Genomic DNA, 21,074 nt, shown 5'->3' with positions numbered 1-21,074 from the left:
ACCACGGCTAAAACAGGGCGTTTTTAGCGGCGTGGCGAGATTTAACGATGGAACGCCTGCAAGAGCAATCGTCGTGCCGAGGGCGTCCTCGCCTTGCTCCGCTGACGCGAGACGCTAGTTCGAGAGTAGGGATGGCGGCAGCGTCCCTGCAGAAACGCTCGCGTGAACGAGAAGTCTCACTCAAGTGCCGGCAGCGGTTGCACCGCGCGGAGCGTCGGCGTGCCGCGGGCGGCGGCGAGCTTCTTCTGCGCGAGTTCGGCGAGGGTGATGAAGCGGTATTTTCCGCCGGTCCCCTCGGCGAGGTCGATCAACGAGCAGGTCGTGCGGGGCTCCACGCCGAAGTGAACGACGTTGATCTTGATCTTCCGCTGTTTGCACTCGCGTACGAGGACCGCGATTTGCTCGGGGCTTGGGTCGTCTTTTTCCTCGCCGTCGGTGAGGTGGAAGATCACCTCCGGCTCGCACATGATTGCTTCTTCGAGCGCGGGCAGGTGATGCGTGTCCCCTTCGGCCGGCATCGAGTAGACGAACGACTTGGCCAGGACTTTGTTCTCGTAGGTCGCGTCGTACATCCGCCGCGTGTTGCCGAGCAGCGAGACGTAACCGTTGTAGAAGACGATCTGGAATCGACACGATTCGTTGAGGTCTTCGAGGCTGTTGACGAGTTCTTTCTTAACGGCCTCGAGCGGCGTGATTTTGACGACTGGTATTTCGTCTTCCGTTAGCGTGTAGAACGAACTCATGCTGAGCGAGCGATCGAACACGTAGACGAAGTCGCCCCCTTCGCCGACGAGGTCGAACATGCTCGTGGTCGCGTGGCCGGGGCCTGTGCCATCACCAGTTCCTGTGCCGACGCCTTTGCCGTGGCCGCCGCCGCTTCCTGTCCCAGAGCCGCCGTCGCCGCCGTTGCGAGCGTCCCCAGCTTTCGGTCCGCGGTTCGTCGCGGAGACGGACGTGAGCAGCATATCGCGATCGAACGCGACCGCATCGCTCTCGGGGGAGGCGGTGACGAGTGGATCGAACTTTGTGTCGAAGAGGGGATCGGCGGCCGATTCGGCGAGAGGAACTTCGGCCGAGTCGACGGCGAGCGGATCGATCGAAGCGTCGATGTCGGCTGCGTCGACAAGCGGCGCTGAGGCTTCGCCGAGACCTGGGTCGCCGCCGCCGCCGGCGTTGACGTCGGTGAGGCCTGGATCAGCTTGAAAGTCGAGCGTCAGATGGCCCGGGTCTTTGGGGACCGCCTGGATGAGGAGACCGAGAATGAGCACCATCCCGGCGTGGCAAATGAGCGAGACCAGCCATGGGGGAAAGGCTGCGTAATCGACTTCATGGTCGCGCACAACAGCGCGGGCGGTGGCGTTCTTGGGCGTCACGCGAGTCGAGGCCGTGGGGTTTTCTGCTGTTCCGGAAGAGCCTATCGCGACGAGGGCCGACGAGTGGCAGCCGCCGCGAATGACGCCGTCATTGTTGCCGGTTTGGCAGAGCGACGCAAGAAAACCTGCAAAACTGGGTAAAAGTAGCGGAATGTGGCGGGCGAATAGGCTAGCTGGCCGTCGGATGGAACGTTTTGGTGGCGAGGTAGCCGAGCGCGATAAAAGCGAGCAGGTTGACGCCCTGAGCGACGGCGAACGGCGGTTCAGACTGCGTCGGCGCCAAGGCATGGAGCGGCGGCAGCTTTTGGAAAGCCTGGACAATCAGCACGAAGACGTTGAAGTACTGCGCAATGATTGCCGTGACGACATACGCTGCCCGCCACTTGCCGGCGAGATGTTTGGAGTAGAGGGCGTAGATCGCCACGGCGAGCACGATCAACGAGAGGATGGCGAGAATGTGCGACGGCAGCAACTTCACGAACGGAAACAGAAAGCCGGTCGCGCTCGTGAGGACCGTCGTCACGAGAAAGAACGCCGTCCAGCGCGGCAGCCGCTGCGCTTGGAGCATGCCGCCGATGACGACGTAACCCGACACGATGCCGAGCAGGCTGATGATGACGTGAATGATTAAGACGGCGTCCATGGAAACTCTCGGGCTGGCGGATGGCGGGCGGTGAGCGTCGCGAAGAAAGGCGACTTGGCGGGTGGCGGAATCTTACCCTCCGCGCTTGGCGGGTCGCTAGAGCGCCCTTGTTCTGTTAGCGGCGACGTCTACTGGAATGGGGGGCCGACCCCCAGGCGGAGCCCGGGGCTAGGGAAAGAGGCCATCTTGCGGGGAGTTATTGTCCGGAAACGCAAACAGCCCCCGACCGAAGTCGAGGGCTGTTTGGATGTTTACTGATTTGCTGACGCAGCGATTCACTGCTGGCCGGCTTACTTCAGCGGCTTCGCCTCAATCGTCTCGATTGCTTCGCTCGCGGTGCGTTGGACATAGTCGCGGACCAGGCCTTCGGTATCGACGTCGTCGCTTGGAGGCTCAAGTCGACGGTGAAGCAGGGGCAGGGCGTCCTTGGCCGCGGGGCCGAACTCTTTGAGACATTCCGCGGCCATGCCTTGTTGCTTGAAGCCGCCTGCTTCCAGCACGCGGGTGATCGCGGGGAGCGTGGCGAGCAATTCCGGCGAGACCTGGGCCGCGTGCGGATTGATCTTTAGGATCGCGTGGACGATCGTCATACGAGCCGCATCGGAGCGATCCTCGGCTGCGGCTAACTCAATCAACTTCGGAAGCGCCGAGCGGGCGCGTGGACCGATCCAGCAGAGGGCGCTTGCTGCGCGCTCGACGACTTGGTCGTTCTCGCTGCGCAGCGCGTCGACTAAGGCTGGGACGGCTGGCGGGCCAAGTTTGTTGAGGGCGACGCTTGCTGAGACGGCGACGGCCTTATCTTCGTGGGCGAGTAGTTCTATCAGCCTTGGGACGGCGGGAGGTCCCATCGCGACGATCGTGTCGATCGCGGCGAGTCGCCCTGGACGGCTGATGGGCGAGAGCAATGGGACGAGATCGTCGACCGATTGAGCGCCGAGTTGACGTACCGCTTTAGCGGCGAAGGCGACTTCAGCTCGCCACGCGTTGATCGCACGCTGCTCGTCAGCGTCAGTCGTCGAGAGGTCGTGCGGCGGGAAACTCTTCAGGATCACAAGTGATCGGCCTCGCAATTGGTCTCGATAGGGGACGTCGACGGGCAGGGCGGAAAGTGCTCTCAGGCGTACGTCGTTGTCTGGATCGTTCTGGGCGAGCTTAAGCAGAACTGCCGCGATTTGCTCGTCGTGCGGCGCGGTGCGGAGTAGCCCGCGGATCGCTGCTGCACGCAAACGCGGATTCGTATCGCCAAGCAGTTTCAAGATCGCGGGCTGTGCTGTTGGACCGAGCGTTGGCAAAAGCTGTACGGCCATGCCGCCGACGACGTCGGAGCTTGGGTCGATGGCCAATTGGTAGAATGCCTCTGCCGCGGCCGCTTGCTGCTCCGCGGGAAGCTGTTCGAAGGCCGTAGGGCGGATGCGATTGATCAAGATCAAAGCGCCGAACGCATGGCGTTTATCATCTAGCTTTGCGGCCAGGCGCGGAACAGCTGACTCTGCGCTGGGGCCCATCGCCGCCAGAACGTCGGCGAACCTTTCGATCGGCTCGCCCGCGTCGACACGGCGGAAGATTTCCGGCAACGCCTCCTTGTGATCGAAGACTAGGCGTCGTTGCGCCGCCCTGCGAGCAGCTTGATCTGGCGAGCGCAGATTCTTGAACGATTCGTCGAGAGAATGAGTTGCGGGCGTCGTTTCCCGCGCCGCTCGCGGAGGCGGTTCGACGTCGCCGTTTTCCGCGACGAGCCAATCGTAAATCTTTCGCTGGCCGCGAATACTAGCGAGCCTAACCGGCGTTACTCCTTCGGCGTTCGCGACGTCGAGCTGCGCCCCGGCGGCAGCCAGGGCCTGAACGATAGCGAGGTTGTCATCGCCGGCGATGGCTTTGTGAAGCGGGGTGTTGTCGTTGTCGTCAAGGGAGTTGGGATTGGCGCCTTGTTGCAGCAGTTCAGCAACCGCTTGTTCGTCTCCTCGATGAGAATAAGCCAGTAGCAATGCGTTTGCGTCGGGATCATCGCCATTCGCTGGAGGAACGGCGAGTAGCGACAGAGCAACGATCACAGCGACGTCGAGCCGAGTTCGCTTCCGCTGCAAGTTCATCGTGCAGTTCTTTCGGCAAATAAAAAAGCGATGGGGCGGCAGCGCCCCATCGCTTCGATGCGATTGCAATTGCGGCGCTCGGCCTAATTACTTCAGCGGCTTCACCTTGACCGAACGGTAGTGCGTTTCGCTGCCGGGGTCGTGGCCTTGCAGGGCGAAGGTGCCCGAGCCGATCTTGGCGTCCTTCCAGCCGTCTTCACGCTTGAAGTCGGCGGGCTGATCCCACTCGTTCACCACTTCCCCGTTGACCTTCACGGTGACGTGGTTGTCTTTCACGGTGATGTTCTGCGTGAACCATTCGTCGTCCTTGGCGGGCGACTTGTCCATGACGTTCTTGATGTTGTAGAGGCTGCCAGTCTTCTTCGGGTCGCCGTGGGTGTTGTTCACCTGGGTTTCGATGCCGGTGCTCGGCCAGCCGTTGGGTTGGTACTTCGTGTGGAAGTACATGCCCGAGTTGGCCTTCGGCTTGGTGAGAACTTCGCACTCGTATTCGAAGTTCTTGAAGTTGTGATTTTCAACCGGGCCGTCGTAGAAGATGTGGGCCGCTTCGCCGTGGGCGACGATCTCGCCGTCGACGACTTTGAAGGTGTCAGGGTTGTCTTCGCTCTTCTTCCAGCCGTCGAGGTTCTTGCCGTTGAAGAGTTGGTACCAGCCGTCTTTGTCTGGTTTGGGGGCTTCGTCGGCTTGGGCGAACGGCGCCAAGGCAAGCCCGAGCAGCAGGGCGGCGGACGCGAGGGTGAATTTCATCGCAAGGTTCCTTGAGAGTTGTTGCCTGGGATGGAATAGTGGGAGCGATGCGTCGCTGGAAGGAGCTTGTTGCGACGGCGAACGCGGTAGTGACAGGCTACTAATGGCATGCTCGCGGAGCAAGCGGCGAGACGTGTTGGTCGATTGAACTGAATACTCGGCGCGTTGTTTTCTTAGCGTTTTCTTTGCGCCTCTGCGCCTTTGCGAGAGACATTCTTTTTTCTCTCTCGCAAAGGCGCAGAGGCGCAAAGGGGACGCGAAGAAGAAGCGGGGGTTTTTGATCGCTATGCGGTTGCGACCTGGCCTGAAAGCGTTGTCGTTGCCGGTGGCGTCGTTGTGGGCGGCGGGGTAGTGGAGGGGGCGGCGGCGCGGCGGACGAACAGGGCGCTTAGGTCGTCGAGCAGCGAGTAAATCACCGGCACGGCGAGCAGCGTCAAAAGCAGCGATAGGGCTTGGCCCCCGACGACGAGCACGGCGATCGAACGGCGTTCCTCGGCGCCGGGGCCGGTGGCGATCAGCAGCGGCACCATGCCGGCGACGAACGCGATCGCCGTCATGAGGATCGGCCGCAGGCGGTTGCGGTTGCCTTCGAGGATCGCTTCGTTGCGGGGGAGACCGGCGGCGCGGAGTTGGTTAATGTGGTCGACCTGCAAGATCGACGCCTTCTTCACCATGCCGAACAGCACGAGGATGCCGAGGGCCGAGTAGAGGTTGAGCGATTCGCCGCCGAGCCACAGGCTGAACAGGCCGAAGGGGATGGCGATCGGCAGCGACGCGAGGATCGTCAGCGGGTGAATGAGATGCTCGTACTGCGCGGCGAGCACGATGTACATGCAGACGAACGACAGGGCGCAGGTCCAGATAAACTCTTCGAGCGTCGTTTGCAGTTCGCGGGCGCCGCCGACGACGCGAGTGGAGTAGCCGGGCGGCAGGCCGAGATCCTCGGCGGCCTTCTGCACGAGTCGCGCTTGCTCGGCGAGCGCGTAGCCAGGGGCGAGGTTCGCCCGCACGGCGGCCATGCGGAGGCGATCGAGCCGATCGATGCGCGACGGGCTGAAGGTCTCTTCGAACGACACGACGTTGTCGAGTCGCGTGAGCGGTTGGTCGCCCGTTTCGTAACCGAGGCCAGGAATGAGCGTCGGTTCCGCGGCCGGAATCGTGCGGTTGGCATTGCCAGCGGCGCGTGGATTGGCCGTGCGAACGTAGAGCTGCGAAATGTCGCGCGGGTCGGCGCGGTCGACTCCGCGGAGGCGGAGTTCAACGTCATAAGCGTCGTCGGCTTGCGAATCGTAAAAGCGCGAGACGCGGTCGTCGCCGCCGACAGCGATCCGCAGCGTGTCGGCAATCTCGCGCACGTCGACGCCGAGCGCGGCGGCCCGTTCGCGATCGATGTGAGCGAGCAGGTTCGGCTTGTCCATGCGCAGCGTGCTGTCAGCGTCGACAAGGCCCGGCATTTCGGCGACGCGATCGCGGAGGCGGTCGGTGAAGTCGGCGAGTTCTTGTAGGTCGGGGCCGGTGACGACGAAATCGAGATCGACCGGGGCGCCTTGCCGGAACGACGTGAGGTTGCGGACTGATGCGCGCAGATCGGGATACGCGGCGATGATCGAGCGAACCTCGCGCATCTTGTCGCGCTGGTTGTAGTTCCCCTCGAACGCCTGGTTCGGGTTGCCTTCGAGCAGGCCATGCCAAAGCCGGCCGAGCGAGAAGGTGCGCGTTTCGAGGTCGTCGAGCCGGACGTACATGCTCGCCTGACTCGTGCCGCGAGGCGAGCTGCCGGAGACGGTCGAGAGAACGTGCACCACGCCGGGGACTTCGCGGACCTTCGGCTCGACCGCAGCGATCATCTGATCCATCGCCGTGATGCTGGTTCCCTCGGGCGCGGAGATGCGGACTTCGAATTCGCCCTCGTCGACGTCGGTGGGGATGTAGTCTTGCTGGACGAGGTTGAACAGCGGGACGTTCGAGGCGATGACGACGACCGAGACGAGGAGGATGAACCAGCGGTGCCGCATCGAGAGGCGGAGGCACCACATGTAGGAGTTTTCGATGTAGCGGTAGAAGCCGCGGCGAGAGGCGACGTCGTGCGAGTCGTGGCGAACGGGGTCGGGAGCCTTTTGCGACTGGGGGGCGTCTGGGGATGGAGCGGTTTCTAGTCGCAAAAGGCTCCCGACCCCTTCTTGCTTCGGCGCCTTCAGCATCCGGCTGCACATCATGGGCGTGAGCGAGAAGCTTACCAGCATCGAGATCATCACCGCGACGGTCGACGTGATGCCGAACTCGTAGAGCAGCCGGCCGGTGACACTCGAGAGAAACGAGACCGGGAGGAAGACGATCACCAGCGAGATCGTCGTGGCGAGGACTGCGAGGCCGATTTCTTGCGTGCCGAAGATCGCGGCTCGTTTCGGTTCGAGGCGTTGCTCTTCGATGACGCGGAAGACATTCTCAAGCACGATAATCGCATCGTCGATGACCACGCCAACCATTAGCACGAGCGCGAGCATGGTCACGTTGTTGAGCGTAAAATCCATCCCTTTCATTACGGCGAAGGCGCCGATGATCGAAGTCGGAATCGCGACGGCGGCGATGATCGTCGACCGCCACGACCGCATGAAGAGCAGCACGATGACGCTCGCCATTAGGCTGCCGATGACGAGGTGGTGCTGGATCTCGTGGAGCGCGGCGCGGATGTAGCGCGATTGATCTTGGAGTACCTCAACGCGAACGTCGGGCGGGAGGAGTTCGCGGACTTGCTTGAGCCGCTCTTTCACGGCGTCGATTACCTCGACCGTGTTCTCGCCCGATTGTCGCTGCACTTGCAGCACAACGGCAGGCTGGCCGTCGAACAGGGCAAGCGAGCGGCGTTCTTTGGTGAGGTCGACTGCCTCGCCGAGGTCGGAGATCCGCAGCGGCACGTCGCCGACGGTCGACACGACGAGGTTGTTGAATTCGCTCGTCTTCGGCAACCGGCCGAGCGTGCGGAGGCTCAATTCGCGGAACCCGGCGTCGACGCGGCCGGCGGGAATCTCGGCGTTTTGCGAGGAGATCGCGTCATACACCTGCATCACCGACGTGCGATGCGCCGCAAGGCGGTCGGCTTCGAGGTTGATTTGCACCGCGCGATCCGACGCGCCTTCGATGAGCACCTGGCCGACGCCGCGGGCCGATTCGATGATGCTTTTAACGCTGCGATCGGCGAGAACGTACAGCTCGCGCGGCTCGCGTTGGCCGAAGACCGCGAGCGTCATGATCGGCGAGGCGTCGAGATCTTGCTTCTGCACCACCGGCGGATCGATGCCGGGGGGAAGTCGGTTGAGGACGCTGTTCACCGCGTCGCGGACGTCTTGCGAGGCGACGCCGATGTTGACGTCGAGGCGGAAGGTAATCATCAGCATCGAGACGCCGTCGTTCGAAAGCGAACGGAGTTCGTCGATGCCGGCAACGGTGGCGACGGCGTCTTCGAGCGGCTGGCTGACTTCCGATTCGACTTCGGCGGCCGCGGCGCCAGGGTAGTTCGTGGCGACGCGAATCGTCGGCAGGTCGATGTTCGGAAAGCGGTCGATGCCGAGTTGCGGATACGCAGCGGCGCCCGCGACGACCACTGCTGCAATTAGCATGAGGGCGAAGACGGGACGCTCAACGCAAACTCGGGCGAGCCATTGCATGGGGAGCTAGAAAGCCTCAGCGGTTAGCTGTCAGCCGGAGGGGGGCGTGGACGGTGTGTTGGTTGGAGCGGCGGCTTCTTCGGCGGGCGCCTTCGGCTCCTCGGCCTTCTGGCTGATCGCTGAAAGCTGACCGCTGACTGCTTTGTGCGTCACCGGTCCCGTGCGGCCTTGCTCGGCGTTGGCGACGACTTCGCTGCCGGCGGGGAGGCCGTCGAGGATTTCGACGCGGCCCCGTTCTTGGCGACCGGTGCGGATCGACTTTTGTGCGGCTTGGCCGTCGGCGACGACCCAAACTTTCTCGACGCCGGCGAAGCGGGTGACTGCCGATTCGGGCAGCGCGAGGGCCTGCGCCTCGGCGTCGACGATGACGTCGGCCTTCGCGAACAGGCCGGCCTGTAGTGCGTGATCCGGATTAGGCACGTCGGCTTCGATGCGGACGGCGCGGCTCGTTTGCGTGACGATCGGACTGACGCGGGTCACGGCCGTGAGGATCGGTTCAGCAACGCCGGCGATTTGGATTTCGACCTTCTGGCCCGTTTTGATTTGGCGAGCCTGGCTTTCGGGGACGCCGGCCGTGAAGCGGAGCCGTTCAGCGCGGACGAGCGCGATGAGCGGCTGGCCCATCGACACGTATTCGCCCGGCGACACGCGGCGGGCTTCGACGACGCCGTCGAACGGGGCGATCAGCTGCGAGTCAATCACCTGCTGTTTGGCAAGCGACAGCTCGGTGCGGCGGACGCCGATCAGCGCGACCTGCGTGCTGACCGAGTTGAGCGCCGAGTTGTAGCGGGCCTTTGCCGCGCGGAGCTGCGCGACCAGCGTGTCGTATTCGCCGCCGGTGATCGCGCGGGTCGGCACCAACGCACGGGCGCGGTTGACGGCGGCTTGGGCTTCGTCAACGAGGGCTTGCTCCAGTTGGACGGGGGGCGCGTCGTCAAAGTCGAGCTTTGTTTCGTCTTCGTTCGGCGTGATGCCGATCGCGGCGCACGCTTGTTGCAGTTGGGCTTCAGCAAGCTTCACTTGTAGATTGAGTTCGCTGCGGTCGAGCGCGACGAGCGGATCGCCTTTTTTGACGATCGAACCAAGGTCAACGGAAACGGTTGCCACGCGGCCGGCGAGTTTCGAACCGAGCACGGCGTCTTCGTCGGCAAGGAGGGCGCCTTGGACGGTGACCGTGCGGGGCCAAGGAAGCAACTGGGCGGCGACGACTTCGACTTCCTTAGGTGTGACTGGAGCCGTGGCCTCGCTCTTCGGCGCTGCGGGCGTCGCCGGGCTGCACCCTGAGAAGGCGGCCGCAAGCACGGACGCCGCTATGCAGGCGATGACGGAATGAGATCGGGCGATCGCAGGCATGACAAGACGGGCGGGGGCGATGGGATGCTGGGCGGAGGCGGCTGGCGCCTCGACGGCTCAGTATCAAGTATAACCCCGCCGATCGGTCGAAGTGCCGCCGCCACCCGTTCGCTTGCGGCAACCAGCGAAAATGCGTGGATAATCTGGCGAAAATGTCGCCTACGACCGGGCGCGTGAAGGGCGCCGGAAAAGCCCAAGGGCCGCAACCGAGGCGAGTGCGAGCACGGCGCTGGCCGGCTCCGGCACGGCGGCGATCGGGGCCGGCGGCGCGGCGTTTTGGCGTTGCCAGAGCAAGAAGTCGGATCCGTCGACGACGTTGTCCGAATTGCCGTCGCCGCGCATGTCGGTCGTGCCGACGGTGCTTTTCCAGATGGCTAGGTCGAGGTCGTTGACGACGTTGTCGTAGTTGAAGTCGCCCGAGGGGTAGACCAGGTCGGCCCAACGCCGTCCGACTTCATTATGCGTTTCGGTGGTGAAATGAATTCCGTCGCCCAACAGCGTCAGGTCGTCGATGTTGAGAATGCGGGTGTTCGGTACGGTGGCCACGACGTTGTTCTGGGCCGTGCGAATCGCTCCGATGTAAGGCCGAACACCTCCGCCGTGAAGCTGGTTCAAGTAGAACGGCACCTCGACGTTGATGTCAGTTCTTAAGGTCTGAATGAAGTCGGTGAGGTTCTGTTGGTAAACGACTGATTGCCAATTGGTGGCTGCGTCGCCTTCCCCTTGAGTCCAGAACATGCCCGCGAAGTTGGGGGCATAACCGGCGCTGGCGAGTAGGTCTTTCGTCGACGTGACTTTGCTGACCAGCGCGTCGTACCACAAATTTTCGCTATGAATGTTCCAGTCGTAGTGGAGCGACGTCGCATTCGCGGCGACTTTGATGACGGCGATTTTTTTGCCGGTGCGCTCGTACATCTCTTGGCCGAACGTCATTTCCGAGGAGCCGGTCGAGAGGACGGTGCTCAACGGAACTAGCGACGTCGAATCGTAGATCTGCCCCGAGACGGGGCCGGTGACTTTGTAGCTATAGAGGACGTTGGGATTCGGGTTCAGCGTCCCGGCTGGGAGACCGCCCTGGCCGCCTAAATAGCCGGTCATATTCGACTGGCCGGCGAAGATATAAACGTCGATCGGCGTTTGTCCGTAAGCGGAGCTCGCGACGAGAACGCACAGAAAAGAAAAAAGCAGTCTTCTCATACAGAGTGCAGCGCGAAGGGCTTGATCAGTGGCAGGCGGACGCCGGTACGCATTGTATAGGCCACATTGTAATTGGTGGTGAATTTGGCACCAAAAAGGGGGTTGCCTACAAATTCTTAAGGAAGCGATCTGCTCTCCGGAACTGCGGCAAATGTGGAAGAAACGTCGCGCCCGGTTCGCTTAAGGGACAAAGGCCCTGGGCCATTCTCGCAAATTTGCTGGGCGCGGCGGCTGGCAGTTTAAAGGTTGGCCTCAAGCAGCGGGGCGCCGGTCGGATGCGGCGACCCTCCTGCGGGCTCGAGCGTGACGGCCGCACGCACGCCATCCCCAGGCGAGAGGCCAGGGAAGCCGCCGACCACGCTGCCGACGCCATCGACATTGGGTTCGAACGTCGGACCGGGGAGCGGGTTCGATTTCGTTAGCGCCCAGAGTTGATAGGCCTGGCCGGCCGGGACAGGCGGTAGGCCCGTGACGTGGACGTGCCATTGCTCGCCGGGCAGGTCCCAGATCACGAACGCCTTCGCGGCGGTTGGTCCCTTCATCTGAACGAGGCGAAACTCAGAACTAGCGGGACGCTTCTGTTCTCTGGCAAGGAGTTCGCGATACTCCTGAGCCAACTCTTCCAGGTGGGCGCTCTGGCGAGCGTCGTCGCTAGCCGGACGAATCATGTGCACGAACGACGCCGTAAGCGCGACGAAGATGCTTGCGGCAAGAGCGTATGACGCAACTCGCTGCTTGCTAGAAAGCGTCGAGCGAGCCGACGTTTGCGTCACCACGCGTGGGGATGACGAGCCTTCCCGTTCGTGCGGGCCCCAATCGTCTAGTCGACTGGCAATGCGGTCGAAGAGCTCGCGCGGCGGAACGGCCGGTTCGAGCGTCATCGGCAGCGCCGACCAAGCGGCGACGAGCGCCGCCGCTTCATGGCGGCAGACCGGGCAGGCGGCCAGATGTGAGTCGACTGCCGCGGCGATTTCCGCAGGCAGATGGCCCAGGGCGTGTTCGGCCAGCTCGTTTCGGCAGTGGTCGCAAGTGATCATCAGTCATCCTCCGCTTGTAGGCCTTGTAAGGCGTAACGGAGCTTCTTCAATCCTCTGCGAATGTGCGTTTTGACGGTCCCCAGCGGCGCACCAAGTCGCTCGGCGATTTGTTGATGGCTGAGTCCCTCGTAGTAGGCGAGTTCCATGGCTTCGCGCTGGCGGACGTCGAGTTGGGCGATCGCCGCGACGACGCGGACGCGGGTTTCGCCTTGCGACGCAGATTCGTCCGGGGCCGGCGCCGCGGCGGGGAGCGAGTCGTGCTCCGTCACGCGCCAACCGGAATCAGCGCGGACTTCTGGGCGGGCTGCGTGGCTGCGCAAGCGATCGATGGCGCGACTGCGAGCAAGCGTCATTAAGTAAGGTCGCGCTGGTCCACGCATGGCGTCATACCGATCGCGTCGTTTCCAAACTTCCCAAAACACTTCGGCAACGGCGTCTTCGGCGTCGGCGCGATGGCGGAGGATTCGTTCGCACAGGGCGAGCAATTCCGCTCCGAATCGATCGTAGAGCGCACGAAACGCCATCCGATCCCCAAGACGCACCGCGGCGAGTAACTCCGATCCGTCGGAAGTTGGAATCGATTCCAACTCGCCGCTCTTAGGCAGGCCTCGTTCGCGCAGCATCTCGTTGGTCGAGAAACCTCCAGACGCGTCCACCCCCGACCCGTTGCGGGCGTCGTCGCTCGGCATTGGGTCAGGCTTCACGGACAAATATCTGTTCCTATCACTAGTACGTTTGGCGACGGCAAATGGATGCGGAGAGGTCCGTCGCTATGCGTTTGCTCGGCTGCGGCGCGGTTAAGGCGGAGGGAAGATCTTGCGGGGGCGGCGTTATCGGAGGATTCGCTGCTAGCACTGCGTCGGTCATCCAACAGTTTGTGAACGGCTCTTCATCCTGCCGAGACAGAACGAAGGCGAAAACGCGTACGTTGTGTTCCCCGTCGATGATCGACACGAGCAATTTAGCAACGTCGTTATCACGTTGCGGGCGTCCGACGAGCACGGCGTAGGGTGACGTCATGGCGTCGAACGGCGCGTTTCGCACCATTTCACCGAAACGTTTGAGCGGGCCCGTCACCGAACGGTTGGCGGGCGACGCGAGGCAGAAGCATTGCAAGACGCCAACGCCGTCGCGCTTAGGATCGCTCAACCCTTTGAGTTGCAGACGAACAACCTCCTCGGGCGTGAGCGATGGTGAAGGGAAGACGACGCTGGAGAGATCGATGCCGACGAGTTCGTTTGAGTCGATTCCAGCGATGGAGGATGAGGCGTTCACGGACCAGTAGATGTTCATGATGCCGGCGAGGAACGCGAACGCGACCAGCGCGAAAAACGTCGGCCGTAGAAATTGAATGATGGACGACGCCATGCGTTGCCGACTCGATCGTTGGTTGGGGAGTCTCTTCACAACATAACTCAGCGGACGAATTCCTCGCGCCGAGGTGGCAAAAACGGCGGCTGCGGAAGCTGGAGGCGGGGCGCCGTAGGGTGTTCCGGCTAGCGACGTGCGCACAAAAAACAGGCGGACGATTCCGAGGAATCGCCCGCCTGAGGCATTCGAAAACGTTGCGTCGTCGACGCTACTTGCGGCGGCGGACCAGCGGAGCGGCGACGAGGGCCATCGCCACGAGGCCGAGCGTTGCGGGTTCGGGAATTGCCGGGGCCACGGTCAACGTCTGCAGGACAAATCCGCTGCCAATGACGCCGACGGAGGTTGCGGCGCCTGTCGCCAAGTTGATGGTGTACAGGCTCGACTGCGCTGAGTTCGCCGGCTGGAAGGCGGCATATGCGATGCCGCTCGTGCCAGAGATGTCAAAGCCCCCTGCGCCGACGACGTTGACGCCCAGTGGTCCCACGGTGCCCAACGTGCCCGTGTTGTTCGCCTGAGTGACGAGGATGTCCAGGCCCGAGTCGATGCCGTAGAGCTGGCTCGTGGTGGCGGTGGGGATGTTGTTGCTGTAGGCGGAGCTTACCACATTCGGATCGACGCCGAAGTTAGGATCGCTGGGGCCGTAAGCCAAGTCGGTGGCCACCAACTGCACGGCGCCGGTGATGGGGTTCATCACAATGTTCTTGTTGACGTCCGAGACGATACGAGCCCGATCAATCGTCGGATTGAAGTCGAACCCGAAATTGACGCCGTTGAGATTGGGGTTAGGCCCACCGACGGCCAGGGTGGCGCCGGTCGCGGTGTTAACGGTAAGCAACCCGCCGTTGGCGGTCAGTGCGTACAACTGCCGGCTGGCTGGGCGGAAGTCGAGGCCAACAATCGTGCCGCCGAAATAGGAGCCGTTGAACGCCGTGAGAAACGTTGCGGAGAGAAGGTTGTTGGGGGCGGCGGAATCGAAGGTTACCAGGGTCGTCGAGGTGCCAACGTTGACCGTCCCGTAGATGAGTTCCGCAGAAGCAGGCGCTTGGGCGCCGAAAACAAAGAGTGCCAGTGCGCACAACGGCGCGGTGAATCGCTTCATGTAGCTTAACTCCTAGCTCAAGTTGCTGGTCTGGTGCGGTGTCGACCCAGTCGATGGCGCCGAGGATAAGTCGGAAATTGTAGCGCCAGTTGAAACGGACGCCACTTCGAAACCGTCGATCCATCAACGGCGAGACAAACGAAGTGGCTAGGTTTCTCGCGAAACGAGAGGCCAGCCTACCCCGTTACGGAAGGTACGACCAGGGAAATGTCTCTGGATGCGTTAAAAAGTCGAAATCTTCGACTTTGGGGCTTTGGTTGCTTTGCGGGGTGTGGGGCGTCGCTCCGCCGTTCGCGGTTTGCCGGCGGGCTGCTGGTTGTCTTCGCCTCTTTGCTAGCAGTACCTGGCTTGCGCAGCCTGTTAATGCGGTCCGAAATTCGCTAGAGGCCGCCTTGTCACCCCTTGCGGCTTCGGTATATTAGTTGATTCGCACAAGCTCGCCCCACCCCGGCTAGCGTAGCTCAATTGGCAGAGCAGCTGATTTGTAATCAGCAGGTTGTGGGTTCAAGTCCCTCCGCTAGCTCTGTCGATAGAGAGAGTTTTCGCCGCCCGGGACGGTTTTGCTGCGACCGACGGTCTTCGGTAAATCGGCTTTGCGGTGGTTAGAGGAGTACGTCGGGGAGTTACCGAAGCGGTCAAACGGGTCAGACTGTAAATCTGATGGCTATGCCTTCACAGGTTCGAATCCTGTACTCCCCACTAGAAGCTAAGTGCTAGAGCTAGTAAGAGGTTAGGTTTGCGGGTGTAGCTCAATGGTAGAGCAGCAGCCTTCCAAGCTGAATACGAGGGTTCGATTCCCTTCACCCGCTTCGAAGTGCTGTCAGCGTCGGCTTTTGGGTTGCCGCTGAAGGGTTAGTGGTTGTCGGGAAGTGAGTTTCTGGGCTGACGGCTGAGTGCTGAAAGCTGACGGCTTTTGATTCTTTGCTGCTGTAGCTCAGTTGGTAGAGCGCGTCCTTGGTAAGGACGAGGTCACGAGTTCAAGTCTCGTCAGCAGCTCTCGATGTTAGTTTCGATCGTCCAGCCATTGCCGGCGACATGTCGCTCGCTGGCGGGCAAAAATTTTGACCCCATGAAACAAGTGTTGAGTTAGTAGGGAGAACAATGGCAAAGGACACATTCAATCGTACAAAGCCGCACGTGAACGTCGGTACGATCGGTCATATCGATCACGGCAAGACGACCACGACCGGCGCTATTCTGGCCGTTCAAGGCGCCAAGGGCCTCGCGAAGGCGAAGGCTTACTCGGAAATCGCCAAGGGCGGTACGGTCCGCGACGCGACCAAGACGGTGACCATCGCCGTGTCGCACGTCGAGTACGAGACCCCGAATCGTCACTACGCCCACATCGACTGCCCGGGCCACGCCGACTTCATTAAGAACATGATCACCGGCGCCGCCCAAATGGACGGTGCGATCCTGGTTGTGTCGGCTGCCGACGGTCCGATGCCGCAAACCCGCGAGCACATTCTGCTGGCCCGTCAGGTCGGCGTGCCGCGTATTGTGGTCTTCTTGAACAAGGTCGACCTGGTCGACGACGCGGAGCTGCTCGAATTGGTCGAGCTCGAAATTCGCGAGCTGCTGACCTCGAACGGCTACCCAGGCGACGACGTGCCGATCATCCGTGGCGCCTCGAAGCCCGCTTATGACAACCCGGCCGATCCGGAGAAGTCGAAGTGCATCACCGAGCTGATGGAAGCGATCGATGCTTACATCCCCGAGCCGGTCCGCGAAATCGACAAGCCGTTCATGATGGCGATCGAAGACGTCTTCTCGATCGAAGGCCGCGGCACCGTTGCCACCGGTCGTATTGAGCGCGGCGTCGTGAAGGTCGGCGAGGAAGTCATGATCATCGGTTTGACCGATGCCCCGACCAAGACGACCTGCACGGGCGTTGAAATGTTCAACAAGAGCCTCGATCAGGGCCAAGCTGGCGACAACGTCGGTTGCCTGCTCCGCGGCGTCAAGCGTGAAGATATTCAACGCGGTCAGGTGCTCGCCAAGCCCGGCAGCATCACCCCGCACACCAAGTTCGAAGCCGAAGTCTACGTCCTGTCGAAGGAAGAAGGCGGTCGTCACACGCCGTTCTTCAGCGGTTACCGTCCGCAGTTCTACTTCCGCACGACCGACGTCACCGGCACTGCCAACTTGGTGGGCGACGCCGAAATGTGCATGCCTGGCGACAATGCCCGTCTGTCGGTCGAGCTGATGAAGCCGATCGCTATGGACGACGGCGTTCGCTTCGCGATCCGCGAAGGCGGTCGCACGGTTGGTTCGGGCGTCGTGACGAAGATTGTCGAGTAGTTCAAGCGAAAGTAAAAACGGAAGGGGAGGGCGATTTCAATCGCCTTCCCCCGTTCCGATTTTTTCTTTCACACAGGGGCGTAGCTCAATTGGCAGAGCACCGGTCTCCAAAACCGGGGGTTGCGAGTTCGATTCCCGCCGCCCCTGCATTCGGGAGTAGCGAGTAAGGAGTTTCGAGTTTCGAGTTGTCGGCGAGTAACGGATTTCACTCGCAACTCGTCGCTCGTCGCTCATAGCTCTTTGGAAAGACTAACGTGGCTGAGTTAATCGCAGGAATATTCACCGCTTCGCGGTATAAGCGAAATCAGGGCAAGGTGGCCCGGCAGGCCACGTTTTTTGCGCTGTTGGCCGTCGCGGCGGTCGGAGCGTGGACGATGAGTTCCGGCGCAACGCCGGAGTTCGGGGCGTATTTCGTACCGCCGGCTTTGCGTGACAAAATCGCGCCCGCCGTCGTGGCGAGATACGTGTTGCCGATGATTGTGCTGGCGATCGGGGCGTGGGCGGCGTTTCGCGTCGTCAACATGCCGAAGTTCGCCGAGTTCCTGATCTCGGTTGAAAATGAGATGGGAAAGGTCTCCTGGCCGAGCCGGGGCGAGCTTTTTCGGGCGTCGATGGTCGTCTTGGTGGTGATCTTTTTCATGACGGCGATCTTGCTCGGATACGATTTGTTCTTGAAGTGGTTTATTGGCGTCTTGCTCGACGTGTTCGGCAAGATTGTGAACTTCTTCTAGTAACTCGCGTTCGAAAGCATCCCGCCGACTGCTCTGCAGGCGGCGGATGAAATATTCCAATTAGTAGGCGGGAAGAAGGCATACAAGCGGTGAGCAGCGAGGAGCCGAACAAGCTGGACGACGAATTGAACGCCACGGGTGCGAACTCGTCGGCGCCTGCAGTCGTTGAGCCTGAAACCGACGACGATCCTTCGGAAGTCATCCCGGTCGAGCAAAAGCCGCTTTCGCGGGCTTCGGCCGTGTCGACGGACGCCGAGATCGCAGCAAAAAAGGCTGCCGAACCTCAGGGCCCAATCCAAATGGATTGGTACATCCTGAAGGTGCAAAGCAACCGCGAGCGCTCAATCGCCGACGCGTTAAAGCGCAAGGTCGCGATCGAAGGGTTGCAGAAGTACGTCGACATCGAGAATATTCTCGTCCCGACGGAAAAAGTGACCGAGTTCAAGAGCGGCAAGAAAAAGATCGTCGAGCGGAAGCTTTATCCCGGCTACATCGTCGTCCGGATGAACATCAACGACGACAGTTGGTTTGCGATTCGCGAGACCTCGGGAATTGGCGATTTCACCGGCGCCGGCGGCAAGCCGCAGCCGATGCTCGCTCACGAGATCGCTCGGATCGTGCAAACGGACGAAGAGGAATCGGACGACTCGCCAAAGCTGGACATCAAGTTCAAAACGGGCGACCGCGTCAAGGTGAAGGACGGCACGTTCGAAGGGTTCGAAGGCGAAGTTGGAACCATCGACCCGCAGAGCGGCAAGGTCCAAGTGATGATCAGCATCTTCGGCCGGAGTACGCCGGTCGAGCTGGAATATTGGCAAGTTGAAGGCGTGTAGGAGGTCTGCAGGCGTCGGCGTCGAACGCGACTGTCGTCGAGTTCGGAAGCCGAGTTCCGTCGGGCAGACCGTTGACTACCAACAACGGAAAGTGCAATGGCAAAACAGTTAGTCGGAGTTGCGAAGTTCCAGATTCCGGGAGGCCAGGCGACGCCTGCGCCGCCGGTTGGTACTTCGCTCGGTAAGTACGGCATCAACCTGGGCCAGTTCGTCCAGGCGTTCAACGATCGGACGAAAGAAGCCGCTGGAATGATGATTCCGGTGGTGGTGAGCGTCTACAACGACCGGTCGTTCGATTTCTATACCAAAAGTCCGCCAGCGGCCGTCTTGCTGAAGAAGGTCGCGGGTTTGGCGAAGGGCTCGGGCGTGCCGAACAAGACGAAAGTCGGCACGGTCACTCGCGCTCAATTGGCCGAGATCGCAACGCTGAAGATGAACGATCTGAATTCGCGTGACGTCGATCACGCGGTTCGCATGATCGAAGGCACGGCGCGCAGCATGGGCCTAGTGGTCGAAGGCTAGCGCGGCGATCTCGCCGGGTGAGCGTTCGGCCTATGTCGTTCGCTCCGTACAACCAACTTACTCACTGTCATAACGGCACCTTCCATGCCCACAGTTAGCAAAAGAATGAAGGCCTCCGCCAAGAAGCGGCCGGCCGACGCGATGCCGATCGCCGAAGCGGTGACGGCTCTGAAGCAGTTTAGCGCCACCAAGTTCGACCAAACGGTCGACATCGTCTTGCGTCTCGGCGTCGACGCGGCCCAGGCCGATCAGATCGTCCGCGGCTCGATCGTGCTGCCGCACGGTATCGGCAAGCAACTTCGCGTGGTGGTTTTCGCCAAGGGCGCCCAGGCCGATGCGGCCAAGGCGGCCGGCGCCGACGAAGTCGGTGAAGAGGATCTCGCTCAGAAGATCCTGGGCGGCTGGATGGATTTCGATGCCTGCATCGCGTCCCCCGACATGATGAAGGTCGTGAGCCCGCTCGGTCGCGTCCTCGGCCCGCGCGGCTTGATGCCGTCGCCCCGTGCCGGCACCGTTACTCCCGACGTCGCCAAGACCGTCGCCGAGTACAAGGCCGGTAAGGTCGAGTTCCGCAACGATAAGGCTGGCAACGTCCACGCCCCGATCGGCAAGCTGAGCTTCGACGCCGAAAAGCTGGCTGAGAACGCCAAGGCGTTCGTCGACCGCGTCGTGTCGCTCAAGCCGTCGGCTGTGAAGGGGATCTACGTGAAGAGCGCTCATGTGAGCGGCGCGATGACCCCCAGCGTGCGGTTGGCGATCTAGTTCTCAAATCAATCAATGAGCCGCCGAGGTCGAAACGACCCGGCTCGCTGTGAGAGTTTTTATATGAGCAAATACCTAAAAGACCTGATTACCGACGACTTAAAGAAGCGTCTGGACGGCGTCAGCGACGTGCTGGTCGTCGATATCGCGGGCTTGGAAGCCAACAAGAACGTCGAGTTGCGGAAGCAGCTTCGCCAGAAGGGCATCAAGATGCTCATGGTGAAGACGAGCCTGGCCCGTCGCGCGACTGAAGGGACTGCACTCTCGGCAGCCTTCGAAGGCAGCGAAGGGTCGGCGACGATCGTCTGGGGCGCCGAGGACATCGTCTCGCTGGCCAAGGAAATCACGAAGTACACCGACGACAAAGCGTACGCTCCGTTCGCCCCCAAGGGCGGCTCGATGGACGGAACGCGGCTGTCGGCCGAAGACGTGAAGAAGGTCAGCAAATGGCCCAGCCGCGGCGAACAGCTTAGCTTGCTCGTGGGGCAGATTCTGTCTCCTGGAGCGAAGTTGGCTTCCCAACTGCTGGGGCCAGGCGCCAAGTTGGCGAGCCAGGTCAAAAAGAAGAGCGAAGAAGAGGGTTGAGCGGTCGTAGTCACGGCGAACGTCTGCAATTCTCCAATCACATAAATCAAAAAAACTTAATTCACATTGGGCGTAACGCCCACACTTGCGAAAGGGTAGTTAGTCATGAGCGATGCAGCCACTATCGAATTTTCCGACGCGACCAAGAAGCTGGGCGACGACATCGTCAAGCTGACGCTGAAGGAAGCCAAGGAACTGAGCGATTACTTGAAGGACGTCCACGGCATCGAACCGGCCGCTGGCGGCGCGGTGATGATGGCCGGCCCGGCTGGTCCGGCTGCTGAAGCTGCCGCCGAGCAAACCGAATTCAACGTGATCATGGACAGCTTCGGCGACAACAAGATCAACGTGATCAAGGTCGTCCGCAGCGCCACCGGCTTGGGTCTGAAGGAAGCCAAGGACCTGGTCGAAGGCGTCCCGAGCAAGGTGAAGGAAGGGGTCTCGAAGGAAGAGGCCGAGAAGCTGAAGAAGGAACTCGAAGAAGCTGGCGCCAAGGTCACCATCAAGTAACTGTTTGGCTGCATCGCATCGCGCGACCCCTGGCGCTCACGCGCCGGGGTCGCCGCTTTGCGCTTCCGAACGGCTTGATGCGGTAGCGGCGCTCCAGAGCGACGCAGTTTCGATATACTTGCCTAACGTGCGAAGCAGCGAAGAGGTAGCACGGCCTCTTGGCTGCGTTTGTCGTTTGTTGAAAGCTAGCTAAGTTCGCGCTAGCCGGATCGCCATGCGTTCCGGTTTCCGGAGGACGTGGTCCGCCGGCTAGAG

General features: G+C 61.5%; 18 protein-coding genes and 5 tRNA genes. 12 read left to right on the top strand and 11 right to left on the bottom strand.

Annotated elements, in window-relative coordinates; translation table 11 throughout:
- Positions 1-176 precede the first annotated feature (176 nt).
- The 11 genes from ACQY7R_RS19540 to ACQY7R_RS19490 all read right to left on the bottom strand — a co-directional run bounded on the left by ACQY7R_RS19540 (position 177) and on the right by ACQY7R_RS19490 (position 14,575).
- Positions 177-1,373 carry a hypothetical protein gene (locus ACQY7R_RS19540; protein ID WP_428307228.1) on the bottom strand — a complete coding sequence of 399 codons (1,197 nt, stop codon included), beginning with the start codon at positions 1,371-1,373 and terminating at the stop codon, positions 177-179.
- 169 nt (positions 1,374-1,542) lie between these two features.
- A complete protein-coding gene (locus ACQY7R_RS19535) occupies positions 1,543-2,016 on the bottom strand; it encodes a hypothetical protein (RefSeq protein ID WP_428307227.1) in 474 nt (157 codons plus the stop codon).
- Between the two features lie 290 nt (positions 2,017-2,306).
- On the bottom strand, positions 2,307-4,106 hold the full coding sequence (locus ACQY7R_RS19530; RefSeq protein ID WP_428307226.1) for a HEAT repeat domain-containing protein: 1,800 nt from the start codon (positions 4,104-4,106) through the stop codon (positions 2,307-2,309).
- A gap of 87 nt (positions 4,107-4,193) precedes the next feature.
- Entirely contained in the window at positions 4,194-4,853 is a 660-nt protein-coding gene (locus ACQY7R_RS19525; RefSeq protein WP_428307225.1) for a 3-keto-disaccharide hydrolase, read from the bottom strand.
- 284 nt (positions 4,854-5,137) lie between these two features.
- Complete coding sequence (locus ACQY7R_RS19520) at positions 5,138-8,518, bottom strand: efflux RND transporter permease subunit (RefSeq protein WP_428307224.1); 3,381 nt, start codon at positions 8,516-8,518, stop codon at positions 5,138-5,140.
- A gap of 30 nt (positions 8,519-8,548) precedes the next feature.
- Positions 8,549-9,871 (bottom strand): efflux RND transporter periplasmic adaptor subunit, encoded by a 1,323-nt coding sequence (locus ACQY7R_RS19515; RefSeq protein ID WP_428307223.1) that lies wholly within the window; start codon positions 9,869-9,871, stop codon positions 8,549-8,551.
- A gap of 159 nt (positions 9,872-10,030) precedes the next feature.
- A complete protein-coding gene (locus tag ACQY7R_RS19510; protein WP_428307222.1) occupies positions 10,031-11,068 on the bottom strand; it encodes a sialate O-acetylesterase in 1,038 nt (345 codons plus the stop codon).
- Positions 11,069-11,307: 239 nt separating this feature from the next.
- A complete protein-coding gene (locus ACQY7R_RS19505; protein WP_428307221.1) occupies positions 11,308-12,105 on the bottom strand; it encodes an anti-sigma factor domain-containing protein in 798 nt (265 codons plus the stop codon).
- A complete protein-coding gene (locus ACQY7R_RS19500; protein ID WP_428307220.1) occupies positions 12,105-12,809 on the bottom strand; it encodes a sigma-70 family RNA polymerase sigma factor in 705 nt (234 codons plus the stop codon). Before ACQY7R_RS19500 ends, ACQY7R_RS19505 begins: the two co-directional genes overlap by 1 nt.
- Positions 12,810-12,831: 22 nt before the next feature.
- Positions 12,832-13,473, bottom strand: a complete 642-nt coding sequence (locus ACQY7R_RS19495) for a hypothetical protein (protein ID WP_428307219.1) — start codon at positions 13,471-13,473, stop codon at positions 12,832-12,834.
- Between the two features lie 211 nt (positions 13,474-13,684).
- Complete coding sequence (locus ACQY7R_RS19490) at positions 13,685-14,575, bottom strand: DUF4394 domain-containing protein (RefSeq protein WP_428307218.1); 891 nt, start codon at positions 14,573-14,575, stop codon at positions 13,685-13,687.
- A 450-nt stretch (positions 14,576-15,025) separates the two neighbouring features.
- On the opposite strand from ACQY7R_RS19490, the gene ACQY7R_RS19485 reads away from it, so the two are divergent.
- The 12 genes from ACQY7R_RS19485 (at position 15,026) to rplL (ending at position 20,819) form a co-directional block, all read left to right on the top strand.
- Positions 15,026-15,098 (top strand) — tRNA-Thr (locus tag ACQY7R_RS19485).
- Between the two features lie 94 nt (positions 15,099-15,192).
- Positions 15,193-15,274 (top strand) — tRNA-Tyr (locus ACQY7R_RS19480).
- Between the two features lie 39 nt (positions 15,275-15,313).
- Positions 15,314-15,384: transfer RNA gene (locus ACQY7R_RS19475), tRNA-Gly, on the top strand.
- 114 nt (positions 15,385-15,498) lie between these two features.
- Positions 15,499-15,571: transfer RNA gene (locus ACQY7R_RS19470), tRNA-Thr, on the top strand.
- 105 nt (positions 15,572-15,676) lie between these two features.
- The gene (gene tuf, locus ACQY7R_RS19465; protein WP_428307217.1) at positions 15,677-16,876 is read left to right on the top strand and encodes an elongation factor Tu; all 1,200 of its coding nucleotides are present in this window, start codon (positions 15,677-15,679) and stop codon (positions 16,874-16,876) included.
- A gap of 74 nt (positions 16,877-16,950) precedes the next feature.
- Positions 16,951-17,023: transfer RNA gene (locus tag ACQY7R_RS19460), tRNA-Trp, on the top strand.
- Positions 17,024-17,130: 107 nt separating this feature from the next.
- Complete coding sequence (gene secE, locus ACQY7R_RS19455; RefSeq protein ID WP_428307216.1) at positions 17,131-17,607, top strand: preprotein translocase subunit SecE; 477 nt, start codon at positions 17,131-17,133, stop codon at positions 17,605-17,607.
- 89 nt (positions 17,608-17,696) lie between these two features.
- Positions 17,697-18,440 carry a transcription termination/antitermination protein NusG gene (gene nusG, locus ACQY7R_RS19450; RefSeq protein WP_428307215.1) on the top strand — a complete coding sequence of 248 codons (744 nt, stop codon included), beginning with the start codon at positions 17,697-17,699 and terminating at the stop codon, positions 18,438-18,440.
- Positions 18,441-18,536: 96 nt separating this feature from the next.
- Positions 18,537-18,962, top strand: a complete 426-nt coding sequence (rplK, locus tag ACQY7R_RS19445) for a 50S ribosomal protein L11 (RefSeq protein WP_428307214.1) — start codon at positions 18,537-18,539, stop codon at positions 18,960-18,962.
- An 84-nt stretch (positions 18,963-19,046) separates the two neighbouring features.
- Positions 19,047-19,724: a 50S ribosomal protein L1 gene (gene rplA / locus ACQY7R_RS19440; RefSeq protein WP_428307213.1), complete on the top strand. Its 678-nt coding sequence runs from the start codon at positions 19,047-19,049 to the stop codon at positions 19,722-19,724.
- A 63-nt stretch (positions 19,725-19,787) separates the two neighbouring features.
- Positions 19,788-20,309 (top strand): 50S ribosomal protein L10, encoded by a 522-nt coding sequence (rplJ, locus tag ACQY7R_RS19435; RefSeq protein ID WP_428307212.1) that lies wholly within the window; start codon positions 19,788-19,790, stop codon positions 20,307-20,309.
- A gap of 105 nt (positions 20,310-20,414) precedes the next feature.
- Complete coding sequence (rplL, locus tag ACQY7R_RS19430; protein ID WP_428307211.1) at positions 20,415-20,819, top strand: 50S ribosomal protein L7/L12; 405 nt, start codon at positions 20,415-20,417, stop codon at positions 20,817-20,819.
- Positions 20,820-21,074 lie beyond the last annotated feature (255 nt).

The organism is Lacipirellula sp. (assembly GCF_965279485.1).
Lineage (GTDB): Bacteria > Planctomycetota > Planctomycetia > Pirellulales > Lacipirellulaceae > Lacipirellula.
Note: the sequence above shows the minus strand (reverse complement) of the source record. Positions and strands in the feature narration are given on the sequence as shown.

Excerpts from the sequence above, each read along its gene's own strand:
- ACQY7R_RS19535 (WP_428307227.1), bottom strand. The coding sequence starts at position 2,016 with ATGGACGCCGTCTTAATCATTCACGTCATCATCAGCCTGCTCGGCATC.
- ACQY7R_RS19530 (WP_428307226.1), bottom strand. The coding sequence starts at position 4,106 with ATGAACTTGCAGCGGAAGCGAACTCGGCTCGACGTCGCTGTGATCGTT.
- ACQY7R_RS19525 (WP_428307225.1), bottom strand. The coding sequence starts at position 4,853 with ATGAAATTCACCCTCGCGTCCGCCGCCCTGCTGCTCGGGCTTGCCTTG.
- ACQY7R_RS19520 (WP_428307224.1), bottom strand. The coding sequence starts at position 8,518 with ATGCAATGGCTCGCCCGAGTTTGCGTTGAGCGTCCCGTCTTCGCCCTC.
- ACQY7R_RS19515 (WP_428307223.1), bottom strand. The coding sequence starts at position 9,871 with ATGCCTGCGATCGCCCGATCTCATTCCGTCATCGCCTGCATAGCGGCG.
- ACQY7R_RS19510 (WP_428307222.1), bottom strand. The coding sequence starts at position 11,068 with ATGAGAAGACTGCTTTTTTCTTTTCTGTGCGTTCTCGTCGCGAGCTCC.
- ACQY7R_RS19505 (WP_428307221.1), bottom strand. The coding sequence starts at position 12,105 with ATGATCACTTGCGACCACTGCCGAAACGAGCTGGCCGAACACGCCCTG.
- ACQY7R_RS19495 (WP_428307219.1), bottom strand. The coding sequence starts at position 13,473 with ATGGCGTCGTCCATCATTCAATTTCTACGGCCGACGTTTTTCGCGCTG.
- ACQY7R_RS19490 (WP_428307218.1), bottom strand. The coding sequence starts at position 14,575 with ATGAAGCGATTCACCGCGCCGTTGTGCGCACTGGCACTCTTTGTTTTC.
- tuf (WP_428307217.1), top strand. The coding sequence starts at position 15,677 with ATGGCAAAGGACACATTCAATCGTACAAAGCCGCACGTGAACGTCGGT.
- rplK (WP_428307214.1), top strand. The coding sequence starts at position 18,537 with ATGGCAAAACAGTTAGTCGGAGTTGCGAAGTTCCAGATTCCGGGAGGC.
- rplA (WP_428307213.1), top strand. The coding sequence starts at position 19,047 with ATGCCCACAGTTAGCAAAAGAATGAAGGCCTCCGCCAAGAAGCGGCCG.
- rplJ (WP_428307212.1), top strand. The coding sequence starts at position 19,788 with ATGAGCAAATACCTAAAAGACCTGATTACCGACGACTTAAAGAAGCGT.
- rplL (WP_428307211.1), top strand. The coding sequence starts at position 20,415 with ATGAGCGATGCAGCCACTATCGAATTTTCCGACGCGACCAAGAAGCTG.